The sequence below is a fragment of the Actinoplanes derwentensis genome, from assembly GCF_900104725.1.
In the GTDB taxonomy this organism is placed as follows: domain Bacteria; phylum Actinomycetota; class Actinomycetes; order Mycobacteriales; family Micromonosporaceae; genus Actinoplanes; species Actinoplanes derwentensis.
In genome coordinates this window covers 10,060,797-10,080,867 of sequence record NZ_LT629758.1, presented here as the reverse complement: position 1 = coordinate 10,080,867, position 20,071 = coordinate 10,060,797, and the positions used below count along the sequence as shown (strand labels likewise).

The following is a 20,071-nucleotide window of genomic DNA, read 5'->3' as shown; positions in this document are numbered from 1 at the left end:
TCAGCGAAAACGCGACCCGCAGGAGTCGGCCACCCCGTTCGATGGCGACGAAGTCTGAACCTGAACCCAGCGACCAGGACATCTGTAGCGGCCTTCGGATGCCCGGGAGCCGACCTGTCACAGCACCCGCGGTGTTGGACGGGCCGCGTAGGCGCCGGATTCGGCCACAGCGATTCGCCACACTCGATATGAGCCACGCCTGGCAAGCCAACGCAGCAAGTGCCACAGCGGCCGAGTCATCGTGGGTGCCGGATTCAACGTGCGATGCCGGCGAAAAATCCAGTGATCAACGGGTTCTTCGGACAGTCACCGTCTACTCCGACAGCCCGCCGTCTGCCGGAGCTACAACAGCCGGCCGCCGAGACTACCGCGGACAACCCCAGCCAACTTCCGCACCCCGCCACCACCCACGATCATAAAATTACCGGCTCAGGACAGGACCAATGAGCCCAGACGAAGATCACCGTACGGGCGTCCGTGTCATGGAGGTGTCGCGGTCATCCACATAGGAGAAAGCTATGGGCCGACATTCGACAACACCAACAAGGATGCCTGTCGCGTCGAGATTCGGTCACTCCGACCATGAACGCCCTGCTCAACCAGGTGCCCCGACAGCGAGGTACACCCAGAGAGAGAATGCTCAAAGCTGTCGAGTACGAACCGGCTACGAAGATCCGCCGGCATCCCAGCGTAAACCGTACGCGCGTACGTGCAAAAATGCGTGTCGCGCCGCAGCGGTTGCATCGATGTCCGGACATGCAAAAGGCCAGCTAAGCTGGCCTTTTGTTAAGTCGGGCTGACAGGATTTGAACCTGCGACCCCTTGACCCCCAGGCCATATAACGATTGTGTTAAGTAACATCAACTTGTGCTATTTCATACGCAGATCCGGACAGAACGACACCGCCATGCCGTCCGATTTCAACCAATCCCGGAGATGTTGATCAAGGCTGTGACCAGGCATGTGACCACGCCCAATCAAGTGCGGCACCTGCCAACCGGTCCGGAACAATTGCCGATTCCCGCGAAAACGACTGCACCTAACCGCGGACGTGGGAGGATTCGACTTCTGCCCGGAACCGCGAATCCGGAACGGCATCGAGGCGTCAGAAACAGCGGAACCGTTGGCCACTTGACAGCTCATGAGAAGACCACCTCTCCCCCACCAGCATTTTCCCGGCTCTTCCCGATAGCGCTCGCCGGTCTCCAGAATAGCTTGCTACTCCCTTTTCGCGTTCACGTGCCAGCGACCGCCGGCGACGGCCCGGACATCACCAGTTCAGCGATACGGCCGCTGGCCTGCAACCGGCGGGCGGCACTGACCAGGGCGTAGTAGCGCATCAGCGTGGCCGGATCATGGCCGAGGCGTTCGGCGACCTCATGAACGCCGTACCCGGCGTCGAACAACGCCGACGCCGTCAAATGCCGGATCTGATGCGGCCCGATCGGCCGCACCCCAGCAGCCACCGCAAGCTTGTTGAACCGATCAGTGAGATTGTCCGGCCGCAACGGCCGCCCCGTACGCCCGGTGAACAGATACCGCGACGCCGCCCCACGATTCGCCGCCACCCCGGTCAGCAGACCCAGCGTGAGCGGGTCGAGAACCAGGGTGCGTTTGCCGTTGTGCGACTTGGGCGGCTTCACCCGGATACGGCTGCCCGGATCTTCCACCACGATCTGCCGGCGCACCGTCAGCGTGCCCTGCACCGGCTCCAGATCACCACAGCGCAGCCCACACAACTCCCCCCGCCGCAGCCCGGTCACCAGCAGCAGCCGCCACAACGGGAACAGCCGATCCCCGCGAACGTAGTCACCGAACCGGCGCGCCTCGGCCAGCGTCCAGACCGGCCGCTCGTCATCACTCTCCCGAGGCTTATGGACCCCCAACGTCCGGCCGAGTCGTTCGGTGAACACCTTCGCCAGCACCAGATCCAACGTCCGCAACGTCGTCCGGGAATAGCCGGCAGCCTCCAGGTCCCGGTAGGCGCGCTCCACCATCCGCGCACTGAGCCGGCACGCCCGCACCCGGCCGACATGCGGGTAGATCAAACCCAGCAACCACCGATAGTTGTAGCTGGTGTTCGGCTCCAACTCCTGCTCCCGCGACAGCAACCACCCCTCACACACCATCTGCGTGGTGTCACTCTGCCGCGGCCTGGCCTGCCGGGCATCACGCTGCCGACACAACCGGTCGTACACCTTCTTCGCAGCCGTCTCCGTGACGAACCCGGACCGCCGCGCCTGCATCCGCGCCCCATTGCCGTCGTGACCGAGCTCCAGACGGAACCCGAACGTCCCGGTCACCTCGTCCCGAACAATCGCACTGGTATCGGACATGACCCGCACCTCGGCTCTTAAGAACGACCCCCAGACCAGAGGAGTCTTCACTTTGACCAACGAAACGATCAATAGCCGGTGATGGATAGACCGCCGCGTGTCACCCGATCGAGTCATACGAGGACGGCTTCGATGGCGATCGTGACCCTATGAGCTGCGAGAGCACGGGGTCGCCTTGCTTCGCCCGGCATCAAGGTCCGGACGACATTCTCGGCGGCGGATGACGATGGGCCTCGATCGTCACGCCGGAGGCAGGACCGGATGGAAATCCGAGGAACCATGAGGCCTTTCGCTGCGTGATCTACAGGTGAGCGACTTCGGCCAGCGCCGGCAGCCCTGCCCGTCAAGCCATCTGGGTCCGGTTATCGGCGGAAGGGGCGTCGTCCGTCGCGTGGTGTCGCATTCTGGAAGGGCCTGAACCAGGCCTCGGGCCGGTAGTCGCCGATCCGGAAGCGCTGATTCTCTTCCGACTCCGGGTCTTCGATGCCGTCCAGCTGCTCGCTGAACAGATGCAGGATGTCCTCGTCCTGCAGCAGCACATCAACGGCAAGGTCCCAGTCGAAGTCGTCATCATGTTCGGGCAACAAGTTCAGCTTCTCTGGCGGTATGCCCCAGCCGTCCGCCGCGGCTCCCTGGGCCGAGCGCAGCATCAGGTGCATGGCCATCTCCTCAGCCGGGCACGTCGCCAACGGCAGCCGGCCTGCGACGAGGCCCGCCGCCAGATCGTCGAACGCACGAGCGGCCTGGCGCCGCCACACCGCGTCCTGACCCCAAGTGATCCGCGGGTAGTCGGCGAACACCGCCCACCCATCATCCTTCTCCGACACCGGAGCGTCGCCGAAGTGCTGGACGTCGTCGTAGGCGAAATCGGCGTGCAGGTGCGCGACCGCCCACAAGATCGCCGCCGACCGGGGTGTCATCTGAAAACCAGAGCAATCCTCGCAGTCGTCCGCCCCGCAGCGACAGACGGCAAACAGCGCGGCGAAGTCCGGCATCTCTTCAGCACCGGCACCTGCCGCGTCCGAGCCTTCGTCTTCACCCTCAGCGACCGATACGGTGGAGCCGATCACTTCGGCGCCCACTCCGTCGATCACGATCGCATCAACGTCGATGACCCAGTCCAGGGCCGCCGTGATGTCGGCGTGCACGGCATCGCGTTCAGCATTCCGGACTTGATCGACGCTACGGTCCTCATCAGCGACGAATCCAGCCTCGGCGACCCGGTCGAGTGCTGCCCTGCGCAACGTGGCCGCATCAGTGACATCGACCAGCACTTCAGCGGTGATCATGAACCGACGCCGCGCTTCGTCCATGACCGCAGCATAGGCCGCAGGTAACGGCCAGCAGCCGACCCCGGGCCCGGCAAGCCCTTGATGGGCCCCAGATACTCCAGCAGCGCCCGGAGGTGTCTACAAACACCCGCAGTGGGTGGCGGATCCGACCACCTATGCCGCGGTTCCGCCTGCCGCAGGGCCGATCGTGCAAAGTGCCACCAAGATCATCCTCGACTCCGTTCGCGGCAGACGCACGCCTTGGCTGGCTGAAGGCGACGGCTCCGCTGCGACACGCCAGCGACCCGTACCTCCACGGGTCGCTGGCGGTCGATGCCCTGCTGGAGGTTTCGCTGGCGAGCGCCTGGAGGGAATCCTGGGTGGAACCCCCGCGAGCAGCATCAGTTGCCGATGCGCCCTGACCTGTTTCGTCGTTTCTCGATGTGAGCGGAGATTGCTGGGTGTGACTTCTGCAAACCTCGTCCCCGCCGCCCAGCACGGTCTTCGCCACGTAGTGCTGGATCCACCGTCAGATCGCACCTTGAGGACACGGGTGGTTTGCCTTGTTCGATACCCCTCACCGGCGGCACGGAACGGGCACGTGAACCGCGCCAAAGCGGAAGAGCACCCGTCTTCAACTGCGCGGTGACAGTCCTGTTCGTACGGCGTCGGCAAGAGCGGCACGTTCTGGTTGCCGCAGGCTCTTGGCGCCGGCAAGGCGATCCAAGGCCTCGTGGGGGGTGAGACTTCGCAGATCCGCGTAGGGGTCGATCGGAGCATCATTCCAGGTATGGCTTTCATTACTGATCTGGATGTGCGGATCGGCCCGGAGAGCCGCTCGCGATGCCGTGTATACGGTTTTCACGAGGCTTTCGGAGACACCGGCAACGACGGTGCGCCGCAGTAACATCGTCTTTGTAATCTTGCCGCTGTCGCGAATGAACTCGGTGAACACGTGGACCGGGTTGGCCTCGAATGCTTCTGCTGCGGCACCCGGCTCCAAGAGCCATTGAGCGCACACCGATTCCTCGGTGGCATAGCCGACGCTCTGATCGCCGGGCCTGACGCGCTCCTCGCTTCCGTCGTCCCAACGCACGACGACCGAAGTTGAGGCTGTTTTTCCGCGTTGGACGACGATTCCGCGCTGCGGAAGCTCCCCAGGAAGCACTCTCACGATGATCTCTCGACTGCCCACGTATGCACCTTAGGAGCCGCACGAATATCGAATCAAGCATTGACGTAGATCACTGATTTTTCCGCACGGAAAGCCCAATCACGCAAATCAGTCGATATTTTACCGAAGGGTGCATCACGGCCACCCGCCAACGGGGTGCAGATATCGCTTGCGCGGTTCCTTTCCTATAACCTGACGCCTCGGGAGGGGGTCTCCAGTTGAGCAAGATTCACGTACGCCACGTTCGACAGATCTTGACGAATAGGTACTCCGGCCTGATCGACCTTGAGGATCTCGCGAGCCGGCCCGAGGAAGATCAGCAGCAGGCGTTTCTTTCGCGCGCGCTTGCCGCGCAGGCGATTCAACATCTTGCGGGAGTGGACGCCAAACGTGCCGCTGGAGCGGTGATCGATGGTTTCGATGACAATGGAATCGACGCGGTCTTGGCAGAAAGCGATCCGCCGAGAGTATGGCTCGTTCAGGCCAAATGGAGTGACGAAGGAAGAGCCGCCCTAGGTCTCGGCGACCCAGGAAAGATGCGTATAGGCCTTGACTGCCTGGTAAACAGCGAGTTCGAGAAGTTCAACAGTAAGTTTCAGCCACTGGCCGAGGAGGTCAACACTGCAATCGGAACGCCGGGCGTGAAGATCATGCTCATTGTCGCACAGATGGGTGCGAGCCAACTGAGCATGCGAGTCAAAGATGCATTCACCAGAATACTGTCCGGCTACAACCAGGCAGGAACTGAAGAAGACGTCGCCTTGGAAGTTCTCGGACTCTCCGAGTTCTACGACATGGCTCGAGCAGGAGCAGATGAGCCCCGTATAGATCTCGCCGTCCGGCTCGACAACCCGAGTTTCGTGGCTCAACCCTATACGGCCTATCAAGGAACTCTGGGCGCCGAAGTAGTGTCCGAATGGCATCGGAAATTCGGGCAGCGACTTTTCGAGGACAACATCCGTAAGCCCCTCGGCATCACTCCTGTGAACAGGGAGATTATTCACACCATACTGACCGATCCGCATCATTTCCTCTACTTCAATAACGGAGTAACGGTCCTGTGTGAATCCATCCAGAAAAGTGCCAGATGGGCAGGAGGCCACGGTACTCCTGTCGACCTGACCGTTCGCGGCGCCACCGTCGTCAACGGCGCACAAACCGTTGCATGCATGCACGAGGCGATGCGAGCCGATCCTGAAACAGCGAGCAATGCGCGAGTCTGGGTGAGACTCATCTCGCTTGAGGACTGTCCTGAGGGATTCGGGTACCAAGTGACCCAGTCAACCAATACACAGAATGCGATGAACCTGCGTGATTTCTTCTCCATGAAGGAAACGCAGATCCGCCTTCGTGATGAGTTCGCGGCCCTCTTGGATAAGACGTATGTGATCAAACGTGGAGATGTCGACCCAGCTCCTGCCACGGGTTGTTCGATGATGGAAGTGGCCATCGCGCTCGCCTGCACCCATAAGGACATAGAATATGCAGTACGCGCCCGCAATGGCAGCGACGTGCTGTTCGAGACAGGCGAGCAGGGCGCCTATGCCGTACTTTTCAACTCCGGCACCGACGCTTATCGCGCATGGCGGTCCACTCTGCTACTGCGGGCCTCAGGAGCTCTTCACGAGAGCCTTCGCACAGAGTTGTCGGGCCGTGCCGCGCAGGTATTGGTACAGGGCGACCTACTTGTCACTCACATTCTTGCCCGCATCATCGGGCATCGGAGATTGAGTAACATCGACTACGACTGGGACGCCGAAATGGAGACGGTGCCGGGCATGGCGAAATCGGTCTTTCAGCGTCTGGTGGCCGCAATCGATGAGATGTATCCGCGCACACCAGTACACACAGTGTTCAGGAACAGGGATCGCGCCGTTTCGCTTGCAGACCGGATAGTTCGGGATGAGCGCAAGGGAGAACCGGTGCCCGAGCTGTCGGCCACGTACCGAGCAGCATCCACGGAACCTCGGATCAACGCCGTGGCCTTGATCGTGGATCGCGGCCTGATCCCGGACGGAACCGTGCTTGAGTTCAGGCCAGGAACCGCCCCGCAGCGAAGCAAGTTCACGCCGTGGCTCGCACACGACCCACGGCGCGGCAGGGCAACCTGGACCAACGATCGAGCCAAGCCACTGATCTGGGAGATTGATCGAGAAAAATATTCTCCGGATGGGCTCGTTCAGCACATGACGTCACAGATCACCGGCAAGCCGTCAGCGGTACGCCAAGGGGTCCGCCGCTGGTACTTGGCCGGCAAAGGATGTCTGACAGACATCGCGGAGACCGCACTTGTGGACGAAACCGAACGATCTGGATCATAACACTGGGCCGCCGTCAGGGAATTTGTGATTGTTGAGTAACCCGGGAGGTGTTCACCATTGCAGGCGCCCATGCGGTCGTGCTGCTGGCGAACGTTGTGGGCTTCTGGATGTTGTCAGCATGATCCTGCACCGGCGCGGTCCTCATGTGGTGCGGCATCCGTGGCGGAGCACTTCGGACACGGTCGGTCGTACTCGCTCTGCACGGCCTTGAGTGTGATGAGCGAGGTGCGCCCCGCCTACCGCCGGACTCCGTTGTGGTCATGGCCGGGCTCCGGTCGGAAGTCAACAAACCGGTCATTTGGCGTTGATCGATCGCGCTGGAGTCGAACATGATCGGTGGGCTCGGCACTCAGAAAGGCCCTCCAGGTCAGGGCACCCACACCGTGTTCAACGGCGGGACGGATGAGTTGCGGGCTGTGTTCGCTTGAGGGCTTCAGCCCGAGATTCCTCCTGTGGGCAGTGGTCCTGTTGGCGTTACGGCAGCGTGAAGTTCTGTTGGCCCGGTGTGGAGGGCTGCTGCGATCGCCAGGACCGTGAAGTAGCCGGGCTCGACCACTGCGCCGCTCTCGATCTTTCGCAGAGTCGCAATCCCGATGCCTGCTCGGCGGGCGACATCTTCCTGGGTCAGGCCCTGCGTGGTGCGCAGAGCTCGTATCCGTTTGGCCAGGATGTCGGCTTGAGGCCGAAACCGGCTGTTCTCGCGACGCGCGCGGCCTACTGTCATGTCACACCTAGGTGATAAATTTTTATCGGTAGTAGCGTACCTCTGCCCCGCGGCTGCTGGCGTACGTCTTTGTGACGGCCAGCCGATGCGCCGTGGTGGCTGGTTCGGGCAGACTCGAAGCAGTGGTTCGTGTGAGCTGGTTACGGCTGAGGGAGGTGAGACGGCATGGCTACGGCCGATCAGGTCAAGGCGCTGGTCAACAGTCACGGCGACGGAGACGACAGCCGTTTCTACTCCGTGGCCTTGCAGGTCGCCGCGAAGGCGGCTCGTAGCGGTCAGACCACGTTCGCTCAGGAACTTCGTGATCTAGTCGATGCCCGTCGCAGGGCACAAGTAGGCGCCAGCCGCGGTTCCGGCACGCCGGTGCCGGTGGCTCGGCCCCGCGGCGAGCTAGCGGAGCTACTGACCGTCGGGTATCCGGAGACGGGTCTGGCCGATCTTGCTTTGGCGCCGGATGTCCGGGAGCGCATCGATCGTGTGGTGCTCGAGCAGAGGCAGCAGGACCGATTGCGGGCGCATGGCTTCGAGCCGATGCGCCGCCTGTTACTGACGGGGCCACCTGGCACGGGCAAGACGATGACTGCTCGCGCTCTGGCCGGCGAGTTGCGGCTGCCCCTGTTCACTGTTCGCCTTGACGGGTTGATCACCAAGTTGATGGGTGAGACCGCGGCGAAGCTACGGCTCATTTTCGATTCCGTCGCCGAAACGCGAGGGGTTTACCTGTTCGACGAGGTCGACGCTCTTGCCGGTGAACGCGCGCTGGGCAACGATGTCGGGGAGATCCGACGTGTGTTGAACTCGTTCCTGCAGTTTCTTGAGCAGCACGAGTCTCAGAGCCTGCTCGTTGCGGCGTCGAATCATCCGCAACTGCTCGACAGGGCCCTGTTTCGTCGTTTCGATCTCGTCGTGGAGTATCCGCTGCCGACGCCGAACGTCGTTCGTACCGTGATCAGCAACCGCCTCGCCTCCATGGTGCCGCCACGTTGGCCGTGGAAAGCGGTCGAACAAGCAGCGAACGGCCTGAGTCAGGCGGAGATCACTGTTGCTTGTGAGTTCGCTGCGAAAGCCGCGATTCTCGCCGGTGAGACGACGGCGAGCAGCACGGCGGTTATCGCCGCACTGCGTGATCGACACCGATCCGGGGACGGCAACGACTGAGCATGGCTGAACGTGACCGATCACATATCTTTCTGCAACAGCCGGCGCAAGCCGAGCCGTACACGCCACCATCGACGGGGCGCAACGGCAAAGGCCTCGCCGCTCCGGCGAACCGGCAAGCACACGTGCAGCAGCTTCAGCAGCAGTTCGTCAGCGCGGAGCAACAGGCCGCCACGCGCCGTGACCAGCAGCCCACCGTGGTGGTGGACGGCGCGGTCGACGGCATTCACCTGACGTTCGAGAGTTTCCCGGGCGTCGAGCTCGCCCTCGCGTCGTTGGATTCCCGGCGTGGGAAGGTTCACCCGGAGTTGCTGTCCGTCCACGAGCGGACAGACCCGACGGGGACGATCGCCGTCGCCACGGTCTTCGTCCCCGAGGGCACCCTCGGGCGCTTCCTGCGCCTGTTGCAGCAGTATGCCGAAACGGCCACCGATCCCAAGCCGAGGAACGCCAACCTCATCGACCGGATCGCGTCGGTGCGGCTTGCCACCATCCAGGCGCTGTGGACGGATGCGGTCGAGGACTGCCCCGAGCCAGGGGTGACGGCGTGGTGGGAGGTGTGGCTGCGCCGTCGTGACGGCCAGGAACTCAACCGGTTCTTGCAGCTGACTACTCAACTGCAGTTACGCACCGGTGGGCAGGCGTTGGGGTTCGATGAGCGCACGGTGGTGATGGTCGAGGCCACCTCCGACGATCTGACCGTCGCCCTCGACGTTCTCGACGACATCGCCGAATTACGTCAGCCCCGTGAAGCACCGGAGATTCTGGTCGCGGAGCCGGCGTCGGAGCAAGGGCAATGGGTGCAACAGCTCGCCGATCGGCTGTCGCCGGCGGAAACAAACGCGCCGGCCGTGTGCATTCTCGATACCGGCGTCCAGCGGGAACATCCGCTGCTGTCAGCCTCCCTCGAACCCGCCGACTGCCACGCCTGTGATCCCGCGTGGGGTCTGCTCGATCAGGACGGGCACGGCACGACGATGGCGGGACTGGCCCTCTACGGCGATCTCGGGGAAGTACTCACCAGCGCCTCACTGCTCAGGCTCCGGCACCGGCTGGAGTCGGTGAAGGTCTTCTCTCCCAGGTCGCCGGCCAGCCCACCTGAGCTGTACGGCGCTGTCACCGCGGATGCCGCCAGCCGTGCCGAGATTCAGGCTCCGCTACGGCGCCGGGTCTTCTCGCTCGCGGTCACAGCGCCAGCGATGGCGGACGGGCACGCAGGCACCAGCCACCAAACAGGCCAGCCCACGTCATGGTCAGCCTCCATCGACGCCCTCGCCGCGGGCCGCAGCATCGACATCGACGACAACGGGCTTGTCTTTCTCGACGAACCTGATCCCGCAGCCCGGCGGTTGTTCGTCATCTCCGCCGGCAACGTCGAGCCGCAGCATTTCGACGCTGATCATCTGACGCGCAGCGACCTGGAACCGGTCCACGACCCCGCGCAGGCGTGGAACGCCCTGACGGTAGGCGCTTTCACCAACCGCGATGTTCTCGACGACCCCGACCCCATGTGGCACGGATGGTCACCGGTCGCGGCCCGAGGCGAGCTGTCGCCGTACAGCACCACGTCCGTCACCTTCCGGCCAGCCTGGCCGACTAAACCCGACATTGTGCTCGAAGGCGGCAACATCGCCCGGTCCCCAGCGGGCACCGCATACGACACCCCGGCCAGCCTGCAGCTCATCACGACCCGACGCCGCGATCTCGACAGCCGTCTGCTGACGGTCACCTCGGCCACGAGTGCCGCGACCGCACAGGCCGCACATCTGGCCGCGCGTATCACCGCCGACCATCCCCACATGTGGCCAGAGACGATCCGCGCGCTCATCGTCCATTCCGCGCAGTGGACCCCGGCGATGCTCAACAGATTCGGCGGCAGGAACAAGACCCAAACGCTGCTCCTGTTGCGCCGCTACGGAATGGGTGTCCCGGATCTGCTACGAGCCACCCGCAGCGCCACCGATGCACTCACCCTCGTGGTCGAGGACACCATCCGGCCTTTCGAACAAGGCCGGATGCGGGAGATGCACCTTCACGATTTTCCGTGGCCAGCCGACGTCTTGGAACAGCTGGGCGAGACGCCGGTGCGGCTACGCGTGACCTTGTCGTACTTCATCGAGCCGAACCCCGCCAACCGGGGCTGGCGGCGCCGCTACAGCTACGCGTCGCACCTCCTGCGGTTCGACGTCCGCAGGCCGTACGAGTCTCTTGACGACTTCCGTAAACGACTCAACAAGCAGGCCCTCGCCGAGGAAGAACGCCGCCCGAGCGGCGCCGCCGACGCCGGCTGGGTCCTGGGCGCGAAGGCACGCAGTTCGGGGTCGGTGCACTCGGACATCTGGCAAGGATCAGCGGTAGACCTTGCCAGCCGTGGCGCGGTCGCCATCTTTCCCGTCAGCGGCTGGTGGAAAGAGAACCCGGCGCGCGATCGCAGCGAGCAGGGCGCACGCTACGCACTGGTCGTCTCCGTCGAAACCCCTGGCCAGGACGTCGATGTGTGGACTCCGGTGGCTCAGCAGGTCGGAGTCCCGGTACAAGTCCACCTATGAGACAACGCGGTGAAGTGTCCGTACCCGGTGACACCCAGCCTGGACCTGACCAGGGCGGGGCAGACACGATGAACGATCCGGTGGAAGCCCGTCATCGACGGTTTCACCATCACCTTCGATGACCGCTGGCCAGCCGCCGACTGGTACTGACCGAAATGCCACTCGTGGGATACACCCGTCGACGGAGCCTACAGTGGCGTCCCTTCAGGCCCGGTCCCGGACAGAACCGGCCCGCCCAGCGAATATCACCGTACGGGCGTTCGTGTCTTCGGGTCCGCAGACTGGTACGGCGGTAGCCCGCCGCCTCCCGTTCGCGGTGGGCGCTCTCCACCATCCCCAGGTGAGCAGCAGGAACGGTCGGCGGCGTAGGCAGGGAGAACCGGTTTGACGCATCACCAGGACAACATCGGCCGGCCGGCGGCCGGGTGGTCGCCATGGCGCACGGTCGTCGGGTTCGGGCTGGTCAGCCTGGCCGGTGACATGGTCTACGAAGGCGCCCGCTCGGTCTATGGGCCGCTGCTGGCCGCACTCGGCGCGTCCGCCACGATGGTCGGGCTGGTCACCGGGGCGGGCGAGGCCACCGCGCTGCTGCTGCGCCTGGTCTCCGGACCGTTCGCCGACCGCAGCCGCCGCTACTGGACAATGACCTTCACCGGGTACGGCCTCACCGCCGTCTGCGTGCCACTGCTCGCGATCACGCCCACCCTCGGCGCTGCCGGGCTGGTCGTCGCGGCCGGGCTGATCCTGACCGAACGGCTCGGCAAAGCCATCCGCAGCCCCGCCAAATCGGCGCTGCTCGCCGACGCCGCCGCACACGTCGGGATGGGCCGCGGCCTCGGCGTCCACAAAGCCCTGGACCAGATCGGCGCCTTCGCCGGACCGCTGCTGATCGCCGCGATCATCGCGGCCGGCGCCGGCCGACTCTGGCCGGCCCTCGCCATCCTCGCCGTCCCCGGCGCAGCCTCGATCCTGATCCTGCTCACCGTCCGGGCCAAGAGCAGACCCAGACCCACACCCACACCGGCAGCCGCAGCCGCCGACGTCCCGGCCGTTGCGACGACCCCGCTGCCGGCCCGGTTCTGGTGGTTCGCCGCCGCCGCTGGCCTGTGCACCGCAGGCCTGGTCACCTACGGCCTGATCGGCTACCACCTGGTCCGCGACCAGGTGGTCGACACCGCGGTGGTGCCGCTGCTCTACGCCGCCGCGATGGCCGCCGCAGCGGTCACCGCACTGGCCACCGGCGTCGCCTACGACCGGTCCGGGCCGCGGATCCTGCTCGCCCTGCCGGTCATGGTCGCCACGGTCCCGGTCCTCGCGTTCCGCGACGGGCTGGTTCCGGTCGTCGCCGGGATCCTGCTGTGGGGCGCCGCCACCGGAGTGCAGGACTCCACGGTCAAGGCACTGGTCGCCGACCTCGTCCCCCGCCACCGGCGGGCCACCGCCTACGGCCTGTTCGCCGCCGTACAAGGCGCCGGCGCCCTCACCGGAGGCCTCGCGGCCGGCGCCCTCTACCAGCAATCCCACAACGCGCTGACCGCCGCGGTAGCGCTCAGCCAGGCCGTGGCGCTGCTCATTCTGCTCCGGATTGGCGCCGTACGGCCTCCCGCCGCCCCGCGATAACACCGTGCCGCGAGGACGCCTACGCGGCCTTTTCCCCACAGCCATGGCGGTTGTATCGAACAGGTTGGCTGCTTTCAGTCCGGAGGTGCGGCGAGCCATGCTGACTGACGACGCCGGAGATCATGACGCTTCATGCCGGAACCGCCCGCGGCCGTAACGAAGCCGCTCGCCTGGCCGGCCTCGCTGACGGCACCGGCACAGCCTGTGCTTGCCCGTCCGCGATCCAGTCCCGGCCGCAACAGGCTGTCTGGTTGTGGGCTCGCTCGCCGCTCAGATTTCGCATTTCGGCTTCGGGTGTGGTTCACCGGCGGCGACTGGGTCACCGCGGCTGGCGGTTGCTCATTCCGCGGCCCTGCCCGCGCAGAAGTAATCCGACGATGACGTGAAAGGTCGGCAGCCGGGGCGGGCCTACCGCGTCGTGCAGCATCCGAGCCGCGCTCGTGGCCCGGTCGGCGACGGTCTCTTGTCGAGCAGATGCGACGACCGGCCCTGCAACCACGTGGCGCTATACCCCCAGGCGGTGGCCGACCGAGACGACAGGGTGTCGTTTTCGGCGAACCTGCGGCAGCCGATGAGCCGTGATGTTCAGGACGTCGCTGAGTGGCGTGCTGCCCGCCGACGGAGGATCACCGTTGCCGTGGCACTGCCGATGACGAGCAGGGCCGCAGCCGCGAGCGAGGCCATGAAGCCGGGGCTGCCGGGATTCATCGCCGAGTCGCCCAGTGCCGCATAGACGACGGTGCTCTGCGCCGCGCCGATCGCTGTACCCAGCAGGTAGCTGCCAACCGGAACACTTGTCGTACCGAATCCGTAGCTGACCAGGCCGAACGGGGCGATCGGAAGAATCCGCATCAGGGCCACGCTGAGGACACTGCGGGCCGTCAGCCGAGCATCGAGTGCAGCCAGACGGGCGCGAGCGGTGACGAAGTCACGACCGAGCACCCGGCCGGCCGCGAAGGCCGCCAGGGCCGCCAGCGCGGCGCCCGCCAGAACGTAGACGCTACCGAGTAACGGGCCGAACACCAGCCCGGCTCCGGCTGCGAGTACGGACCGTGGCACCAGCGCGGCAAGGAGCAGAGCAGAGCCGCCGATGACGATGACGGGACCGAGGGATCCGAATCCGGCGATCGTGGCGGCCAGCCGGCTGGGGTCGGGAACCCCGACCACGGCGACAGTGCCGGCCAGAGCGGCGACCAGGACGATGAGCAGCCCCAGACGTGCGGTTGCGCTGCGAGCAGGCATCTTGACAGTGAATCAGGAATGTCGACGCAGCCGGTTCAGGGGGCTCGTCACCGTCGCGTCCGGACATCACGTATGCCTCGTTGCCTGGCCGGGCTGACATGCATCTGCGGCAGGCCCGCGGCGGCGATGCCGTTGTGCCGGACACGCGTTCGTTCCCAGCGGCGTCCGTCGATGGCGTGAAGGGCGCGTCGGTGACATCGCGACGGCGTTCCGCTTGTCCCGCAGCCCTGGGTGTTCCGGGACCACGGCCGCGGCAGCACAAATGCCAGCGACACCGGCGACGCAGTCGAGGTGCGACAAACTCGGACCGCCTCAGCCGACGGCCGGGCGATATCGAAGCCCCCTTGCGCTACGGACCAGCGTTGAGCGTGCGAAAAGCGCATTTGACCTGTCGGCCTGCCAGGTTCGTCCGTCCGCGTCAGGGTAGTCGGCCGTCAACGCAGCCGGCCGGCGTTGAGGGCCATGTTCGCGGCGAAGTGCAGGTTGGCGACCTGGTGCTGTTCCAGCCGTTGCTGAACGGCCGCGTCATAGCGGCCGAGTTTGACGAAGCCGTCGGAGAACCAGCCGTTGTCGCTGCCGGTGCCGTCGACGTAGGCGGCGTATCCGGTGCCGCCCGGCCACACCACGTCGGTGAGCAGGACACTGAACGCGGCCATGTCGGCGTCGGTCCAGAAGGTCCCGTGGTCCCTGGCTTCGACCAGGTAGGACAGCACCTCGTTGGCGTGGCTGACGTCTTGACCGGGTCGCTGCTCCGAGCCCCACGTGTCGTTCCAGAAGTATGCCGCCGCGTCGGCCGGGTTCGGCCGCAGCTGGGCACGCAGTCGCTGGTCGATGGTGTCGACGACGGTCCGGTAGCAGGCCCGGCGCCTGTCGTCGGTAGTGATCAGGGACAGGTTGAGGCTGATCGCGGCCCAGTGGGCGGCCATGTGCGTACGGTCGCGGTAGATGTTGTCTTTCTCGCCCCGGGTCTGCCATTTGGTGAAGATGTGCTCTTCGGCGAAGCCGAGCAGCTTCTCGTAGCGCTGCCGGTAGCGGGGATCGTCGTGGACCGCGGGCGTCTGGCGGATGACGCGCAGCAGGGTGGTGGCGTGCCGCCAGAAGTAGCTTTCGCAGAGAGGGACCTCGACACCGTTGGGTTGCAGGTCTTCCCGATAGGACACCCAGCCGTGGAACCGGTCGCGGTACTGGCTGGTGGGCAGCGACGACGACTCCTTCGCGGAGGCGGTCACGTTCTCCACGTACTCCAGGGCCCGGTCGAGGTAGCGGGTCTGGCCGGTGGCCTGGAACATCGCGGTGTTCGCGTCGACGTCGTAGGACAGGCTGTAGTGGTTCCAGCTGTCGCCGGACCGGCTCGCGGGCAGCCCGTTCGCGCGTTCGAACTCCCACCCGTCGAGGTACTTCGCCTCCCAGTGGCTGACCGGCAGCACCGGGCCGCGTGACGTCGCCGACGGTGCGGGAGCCGACGCGGTTGCGGTCACCTCGGGCTCGTCCTGGCCGTTGCGGACGGCGTTACACCGCCGCGGCGGCGACCAGCACACCGAGAATCCCCAGCAAGATCCAGCGTCGCATGCCTCCCCTTCCGCAGTCCGGGCCCTTTCCTTGGTACGCGGCCGGCCGCCGCAACGGCGTGTCAATTCCTCGACACGGTGGATAAGGACCACGATGGACCGGGCGAGGTCGTCGTCTTCCCCCGCCGTCTCGGCCCGGTCGGTGGGCTGCCCACCGCATCCGCAACAACCCCGGCCGGCGATGCTGACGACCATCAGGGAAAGGCTTCATCAGGACGGGTACGCCGTACCGTGAGTCACACTCCGGGTAGGCCCGCAAGCCCGGCGATCAGGCCCAGCCCGGCGCAGACACCGAGCACGCGCAGCACCGACCATCGGCGCCAGAAGATCAGGGCCGCCGCGAGGACGGCGATGACCAGGGGTACAGGTCGCACGGCGCCGAGGTCCGGCAGCGTCATGTGCACCGGTCCGGCGTCGATCTCGTGCACCTCACTGAACAGGGTGTGCACGGCGAAGTAGAGGCCCAGGTTCGCGATGACGCCGACGACCGCGGCGGTAATGCCGGTCAACGCCGCCGACAGTGACCGGTTGCCGCGCAGCCGTTCCACATAGGGGGCGCCGAACAGGATGAACAGGAAGCACGGCACGAACGTCACCCACGTCGTCAGCAGCGACGCGGCGACCCCGGCCACCCACGGGTCCAGGCTGCCGGGGTTGCTGTAGGCACCGAGGAACGCCACGAACTGCACCACCATGATCAGCGGGCCGGGAGTGCTCTCGGCCAGGGCGAGGCCGCGGACCATGTCGCCGGCGGACAGCCATGCGTAGTGCTCGACGGCGCGCTGGGCGACGAACGCGAGCACGGCGTAGGCGCCGCCGAAGGTGACCACGGCGGTGCCGGAGAAGAACAGGCCCTGCTGGGTGTAGACGCTGTCGGTGCCGGTGAGGATGGCGAACATTGCGACCGGGATGAACCAGGCGGCCAGCCCGATCGCCAGGATCGTGGCGGTCCGCCGGCCGGACGGCTGGTCGTGGTGCAGGGCGTCGTCGGCGATCAACGGTTCGGGGCCGTCCGTGGCGGCGCCGTGGCCGCCGGCCGGCTCGACCAGGGTGGGACGCCATCGGTGCACGGCCCAGCCGGCCAGCGCGGCCAGCGCCACCACGACCGGGAAGGGCACGGCGAGCACCGCCAGCGACAGGAACGCGAGCACCGCGAAGGCGACCAGGGTGCGGCTGGTCAGCGCTCGCCCGGCGACCCGCCACACCGCCTGCACGACCACGGCGACCACCGCTGGGGCGAGCCCGGCGAACAGTGCGGTGACCACGGTGGTGTCGCCGAAGCCGACGTAGACCGCCGACAGCGCGAGCAGCGCGACCACACCCGGCAGGACGAACAGGGTGCCGGCGACCAGGCCGCCACGCAGGCCGTTGAGCAGCCAGCCGACGTAGATGGCCAGCTGCTGGGCCTCCGGGCCGGGCAGCAGCATGGCCGGGTAGCGACGGCGCATTACTGCGCCGCCGCCCCCTCAGAACCGGACGTGCACGATTTCCATGCATCCGGCTCAAGCAAACCCGCGAAGATCGGTTGAGCCGACGCCGTACGGTGCCAGCTCGATGAGCGGCATCGCCCTCAGGTCCGTTCACCACCCCGAGGGGTGGTGTCTAACTTGTCCATCGGTACCGGCCTCGTCGTCATCGTCTCCACGCAGGCTCACCTGACCCGCGTCAGCCCGCTTTCGCGGCCGGGCACCAGGCCCGGTATTCGGCCAGTTATCCGAGAACCCCTGGTAGAAGGGACCAGCAATGCGGCTCTCGGTTTCCTGTCGCCTTTCGGCCACCGGCGTTCGCTTCTCGGGTCATCCTGTTCCCGCCGAGGAGTTGGGCCTTCCTCACGGTCGGCTTACCACCCACCAGCGGCGGGTGGACCCCGTCGGGGTTTCCACGTTCCACACTCACGAGTTACGACCGGGGTGGGTGCCCTCTCTACTCCGGGGACCAGCGGTGCTCTCCTGACCGAATGCCGTGCCCGGCCAGCGCCTGCCGCCTCTCGGGGCGGCCCGTCCCAACACCCCGCCTCGACATCCCATCGCGCGGAGCCACTATTCACGGAGCATCAACGAAGGTTCACGCAATTCACCCGTCCGGTCTGCCCCTCACCCGTGACCTCCACGATGGGACGGAGATCCTTCGGCTTTCCCCCGGGCTTCGCACCCCGCCGTTACCAGCGACGCACGCCAAGGAAGGGGCCAGGCAGCGAGCACGCGCCCGGGACTACACCACCGACATCACGCCGGTCCTCCTAACTGCGAGTCCACTCGCAAAGTGCGACCTCGTGTCGCAACAGTAGTTGAGTGCGTGCAGGAACCGCTTCTGGCCGATCCAGCGGCGCTCGTCGACCAGGTGGCGCTGCATGACGGCGATCTGCCCGGCCGGGCCGCCGAAGGTCTGCAACGAGATGGCGAACCAGGCCCGCACCGCCTGCCCGAACGGGACGACGTCGCGGGTTTCGCTGACCGGCCGGCTCATCCGGGGGTCCTGTTCAGTAGCACGGCGCGGCGCTGGTATTCGTAGAGGCCGTCGAAGATCGGGCTGCTCAAGGCCAGCACCTGATCGTCGTCGCAGGTCATCGACAAGCCGCGCAGGATCACGTCGAGGCCGGCGCCTTCAGGGGCGTCGTAACGCTCGTCGGCAAGGTCCGCCTCATGGACGATCTCGGCGATCTTCCACAACACCGGGTCGTGCAGCTCGTAGCGGCGCAGGATCGTCTCGAACGAGCAGTCACCCCGGCGATGGCCGAGTTCGACGCCGCGCATGTCGAACGGTGTCGCGTCGGCGGGCACCGCGGTGCGGTCGTCGACGAACAGGAACTCCGCGTCCGGGTCGATGTGCGTGCGGATCAGCCACGCGCACGCGGCGCGGTCGATGTGGACTCCGGCACGGGTCGCCCACTTCATGCCCGCTCCCCCACGGTGATGTCCTGCTCGGCGAGTTGCTGCACCGTGATCCGAGCGGCCTCGCGCTCGGCCGGCGGGAAGTAGTCGCGGTCGGTGATGCGGCGCAGCTCGCCGCGTAGCCGCCGGACCAGGCGGATGCGTTCGGCCTCGTCGGCGGGAACCGCGGTGGCCTGCTCGATGACCGCCCGGTACTCGCCGGCGCGGGCCGTGCGCAAACCGTCGATGACGGCCTGTTCCTGGGCGACGTCGCCCGGCGAGGCGATCCAGATCATGGCGGTACCGCCGTTGTCGACGACTTCTTCGGCGACCCAGTCGAGCTGCTCGCGGGTGCGGTCACCGGCGGGCAGGGCGATCAGGCCGTCGCCCAGGCGGGCCACGCCGAGGCGTTCCAGCTTGCGCCACACCGCGATCCGGGGCTGCGACGGCTCCCGGGGAATCCGGTACGACAGCAGCGCCCACTGCCGGGTTTCCTCCACACGCTCCATCCGGATACTGTAACCATGGTTACGTTTGCCGTGGAAGGAGTGGGTGGGTGGCGATGCGTCAGCAGCGGACGGTGTTGTTCGTCTGCCCGCACGGCGCGGGCAAGAGCCGCATTGCGGCGGCCTGGTTCACCGGGCTGGCCCTCCCCGGCTGGACGGCGCTGTCGGCCGGTATTCAGCCGCAGACCGAGGTCAGCGTGCACGCCGCGCGGCTGCTGGCCGGCACACCAGTACGCGCGCTGCTGGACGAGTCGGCGCCCCGGCCGGTATCAGCGGTGCCGGCCCCACAACTGCTGGTCGCCATCGACTGTGCTGACGGGCTCACCGCCGACGTGCGGTGGGCACTGGTGCAGCAGTCGTTCGACGAGCAGATGTGCGCCGAGATCCGTGACCGGGTGAACGCCCTGGCCGCAACCCTGGCAACGTCGCAGCCATCGTGACCGGTCGACCCGGCGCGGCGACCGGCACCGGTGACATCGTGATGCGTGCCGCCGACGGCCAAGGCGGCATCCGGGCGCTGCGCGTCGATGGAATGTAGCCGGTAGGCCTGCGCCATCATGGGATGCTCAACAAACCGCAGCTGTTCCATCGCCATTTCCGGCCCAACATCGAGTATCGGTTCATCAGCGACCCGGTCCGCATGACCGTCGCCCCTCTACGAGTGGCCGGATCCGGATAGGCTGCGATGGATGGCTGCCCTCCTGGGGCGCCGCGTGGAACGATCCTCTCGGG

General features: G+C 66.0%; 15 protein-coding genes. 5 read left to right on the top strand and 10 right to left on the bottom strand.

All coding sequences use genetic code 11. From position 1 onward, the window contains the following. Positions 1-1,235: 1,235 nt before the first annotated feature. The 3 genes from BLU81_RS45055 to BLU81_RS48965 form a co-directional block, all read right to left on the bottom strand. A complete protein-coding gene (locus BLU81_RS45055; protein WP_092558567.1) occupies positions 1,236-2,336 on the bottom strand; it encodes a tyrosine-type recombinase/integrase in 1,101 nt (366 codons plus the stop codon). Between the two features lie 362 nt (positions 2,337-2,698). Then, positions 2,699-3,649 (bottom strand): hypothetical protein, encoded by a 951-nt coding sequence (locus BLU81_RS45050; RefSeq protein ID WP_157752047.1) that lies wholly within the window; start codon positions 3,647-3,649, stop codon positions 2,699-2,701. Positions 3,650-4,241: 592 nt separating this feature from the next. After that, a complete protein-coding gene (locus BLU81_RS48965; protein WP_157752046.1) occupies positions 4,242-4,802 on the bottom strand; it encodes a hypothetical protein in 561 nt (186 codons plus the stop codon). Between the two features lie 197 nt (positions 4,803-4,999). On the opposite strand from BLU81_RS48965, the gene BLU81_RS45040 reads away from it, so the two are divergent. Then, positions 5,000-7,102 carry an AIPR family protein gene (locus BLU81_RS45040; protein WP_157752045.1) on the top strand — a complete coding sequence of 701 codons (2,103 nt, stop codon included), beginning with the start codon at positions 5,000-5,002 and terminating at the stop codon, positions 7,100-7,102. 433 nt (positions 7,103-7,535) lie between these two features. On the opposite strand, the gene BLU81_RS52210 is transcribed toward BLU81_RS45040, so the two are convergent. Continuing rightward, positions 7,536-7,826 (bottom strand): helix-turn-helix domain-containing protein, encoded by a 291-nt coding sequence (locus tag BLU81_RS52210; protein WP_092555569.1) that lies wholly within the window; start codon positions 7,824-7,826, stop codon positions 7,536-7,538. Positions 7,827-7,991: 165 nt separating this feature from the next. Here BLU81_RS52210 and BLU81_RS45030 point away from each other — a divergent pair, with 165 nt between their 5' ends. The 3 genes from BLU81_RS45030 (at position 7,992) to BLU81_RS45020 (ending at position 13,153) form a co-directional block, all read left to right on the top strand. Further along, entirely contained in the window at positions 7,992-8,984 is a 993-nt protein-coding gene (locus tag BLU81_RS45030) for an AAA family ATPase (RefSeq protein ID WP_092555567.1), read from the top strand. A 2-nt stretch (positions 8,985-8,986) separates the two neighbouring features. Continuing rightward, positions 8,987-11,533 carry a S8 family peptidase gene (locus BLU81_RS45025; protein ID WP_092555565.1) on the top strand — a complete coding sequence of 849 codons (2,547 nt, stop codon included), beginning with the start codon at positions 8,987-8,989 and terminating at the stop codon, positions 11,531-11,533. 480 nt (positions 11,534-12,013) lie between these two features. Next, positions 12,014-13,153 (top strand): MFS transporter, encoded by a 1,140-nt coding sequence (locus BLU81_RS45020; RefSeq protein WP_092558565.1) that lies wholly within the window; start codon positions 12,014-12,016, stop codon positions 13,151-13,153. Positions 13,154-13,738: 585 nt separating this feature from the next. Here the strand turns inward: BLU81_RS45020 and BLU81_RS45015 are convergent. The 6 genes from BLU81_RS45015 to BLU81_RS44990 all read right to left on the bottom strand — a co-directional run bounded on the left by BLU81_RS45015 (position 13,739) and on the right by BLU81_RS44990 (position 19,342). Continuing rightward, on the bottom strand, positions 13,739-14,395 hold the full coding sequence (locus tag BLU81_RS45015) for a TVP38/TMEM64 family protein (protein ID WP_092555563.1): 657 nt from the start codon (positions 14,393-14,395) through the stop codon (positions 13,739-13,741). Positions 14,396-14,829: 434 nt separating this feature from the next. Beyond that, the gene (locus tag BLU81_RS45010; RefSeq protein ID WP_157752044.1) at positions 14,830-15,873 is read right to left on the bottom strand and encodes a hypothetical protein; all 1,044 of its coding nucleotides are present in this window, start codon (positions 15,871-15,873) and stop codon (positions 14,830-14,832) included. A gap of 326 nt (positions 15,874-16,199) precedes the next feature. Beyond that, positions 16,200-17,411 (bottom strand): chromate transporter, encoded by a 1,212-nt coding sequence (locus BLU81_RS45005; RefSeq protein WP_092555559.1) that lies wholly within the window; start codon positions 17,409-17,411, stop codon positions 16,200-16,202. A 763-nt stretch (positions 17,412-18,174) separates the two neighbouring features. Beyond that, the gene (locus BLU81_RS45000) at positions 18,175-18,429 is read right to left on the bottom strand and encodes a chromate transporter (protein ID WP_231953834.1); all 255 of its coding nucleotides are present in this window, start codon (positions 18,427-18,429) and stop codon (positions 18,175-18,177) included. Beyond that, positions 18,426-18,857: a chromate resistance protein ChrB domain-containing protein gene (locus BLU81_RS44995; RefSeq protein WP_092555557.1), complete on the bottom strand. Its 432-nt coding sequence runs from the start codon at positions 18,855-18,857 to the stop codon at positions 18,426-18,428. The genes BLU81_RS45000 and BLU81_RS44995 overlap by 4 nt, the downstream gene beginning before the upstream one ends. Then, positions 18,854-19,342 carry a Chromate resistance protein ChrB gene (locus BLU81_RS44990; RefSeq protein WP_092555555.1) on the bottom strand — a complete coding sequence of 163 codons (489 nt, stop codon included), beginning with the start codon at positions 19,340-19,342 and terminating at the stop codon, positions 18,854-18,856. Before BLU81_RS44990 ends, BLU81_RS44995 begins: the two co-directional genes overlap by 4 nt. 47 nt (positions 19,343-19,389) lie before the next feature. On the opposite strand from BLU81_RS44990, the gene BLU81_RS44985 reads away from it, so the two are divergent. Beyond that, complete coding sequence (locus tag BLU81_RS44985) at positions 19,390-19,779, top strand: low molecular weight phosphatase family protein (RefSeq protein WP_092555553.1); 390 nt, start codon at positions 19,390-19,392, stop codon at positions 19,777-19,779. Positions 19,780-20,071: the final 292 nt, after the last annotated feature.

Excerpts from the sequence above, each read along its gene's own strand:
- BLU81_RS44995 (WP_092555557.1), bottom strand. The coding sequence starts at position 18,857 with ATGAAGTGGGCGACCCGTGCCGGAGTCCACATCGACCGCGCCGCGTGC.
- BLU81_RS52210 (WP_092555569.1), bottom strand. The coding sequence starts at position 7,826 with ATGACAGTAGGCCGCGCGCGTCGCGAGAACAGCCGGTTTCGGCCTCAA.
- BLU81_RS45030 (WP_092555567.1), top strand. The coding sequence starts at position 7,992 with ATGGCTACGGCCGATCAGGTCAAGGCGCTGGTCAACAGTCACGGCGAC.
- BLU81_RS44990 (WP_092555555.1), bottom strand. The coding sequence starts at position 19,342 with ATGGAGCGTGTGGAGGAAACCCGGCAGTGGGCGCTGCTGTCGTACCGG.
- BLU81_RS45025 (WP_092555565.1), top strand. The coding sequence starts at position 8,987 with ATGGCTGAACGTGACCGATCACATATCTTTCTGCAACAGCCGGCGCAA.
- BLU81_RS45055 (WP_092558567.1), bottom strand. The coding sequence starts at position 2,336 with ATGTCCGATACCAGTGCGATTGTTCGGGACGAGGTGACCGGGACGTTC.
- BLU81_RS45020 (WP_092558565.1), top strand. The coding sequence starts at position 12,014 with ATGGTCTACGAAGGCGCCCGCTCGGTCTATGGGCCGCTGCTGGCCGCA.
- BLU81_RS45050 (WP_157752047.1), bottom strand. The coding sequence starts at position 3,649 with ATGGACGAAGCGCGGCGTCGGTTCATGATCACCGCTGAAGTGCTGGTC.
- BLU81_RS45000 (WP_231953834.1), bottom strand. The coding sequence starts at position 18,429 with ATGAGCCGGCCGGTCAGCGAAACCCGCGACGTCGTCCCGTTCGGGCAG.
- BLU81_RS45005 (WP_092555559.1), bottom strand. The coding sequence starts at position 17,411 with ATGCGCCGTCGCTACCCGGCCATGCTGCTGCCCGGCCCGGAGGCCCAG.
- BLU81_RS45015 (WP_092555563.1), bottom strand. The coding sequence starts at position 14,395 with ATGCCTGCTCGCAGCGCAACCGCACGTCTGGGGCTGCTCATCGTCCTG.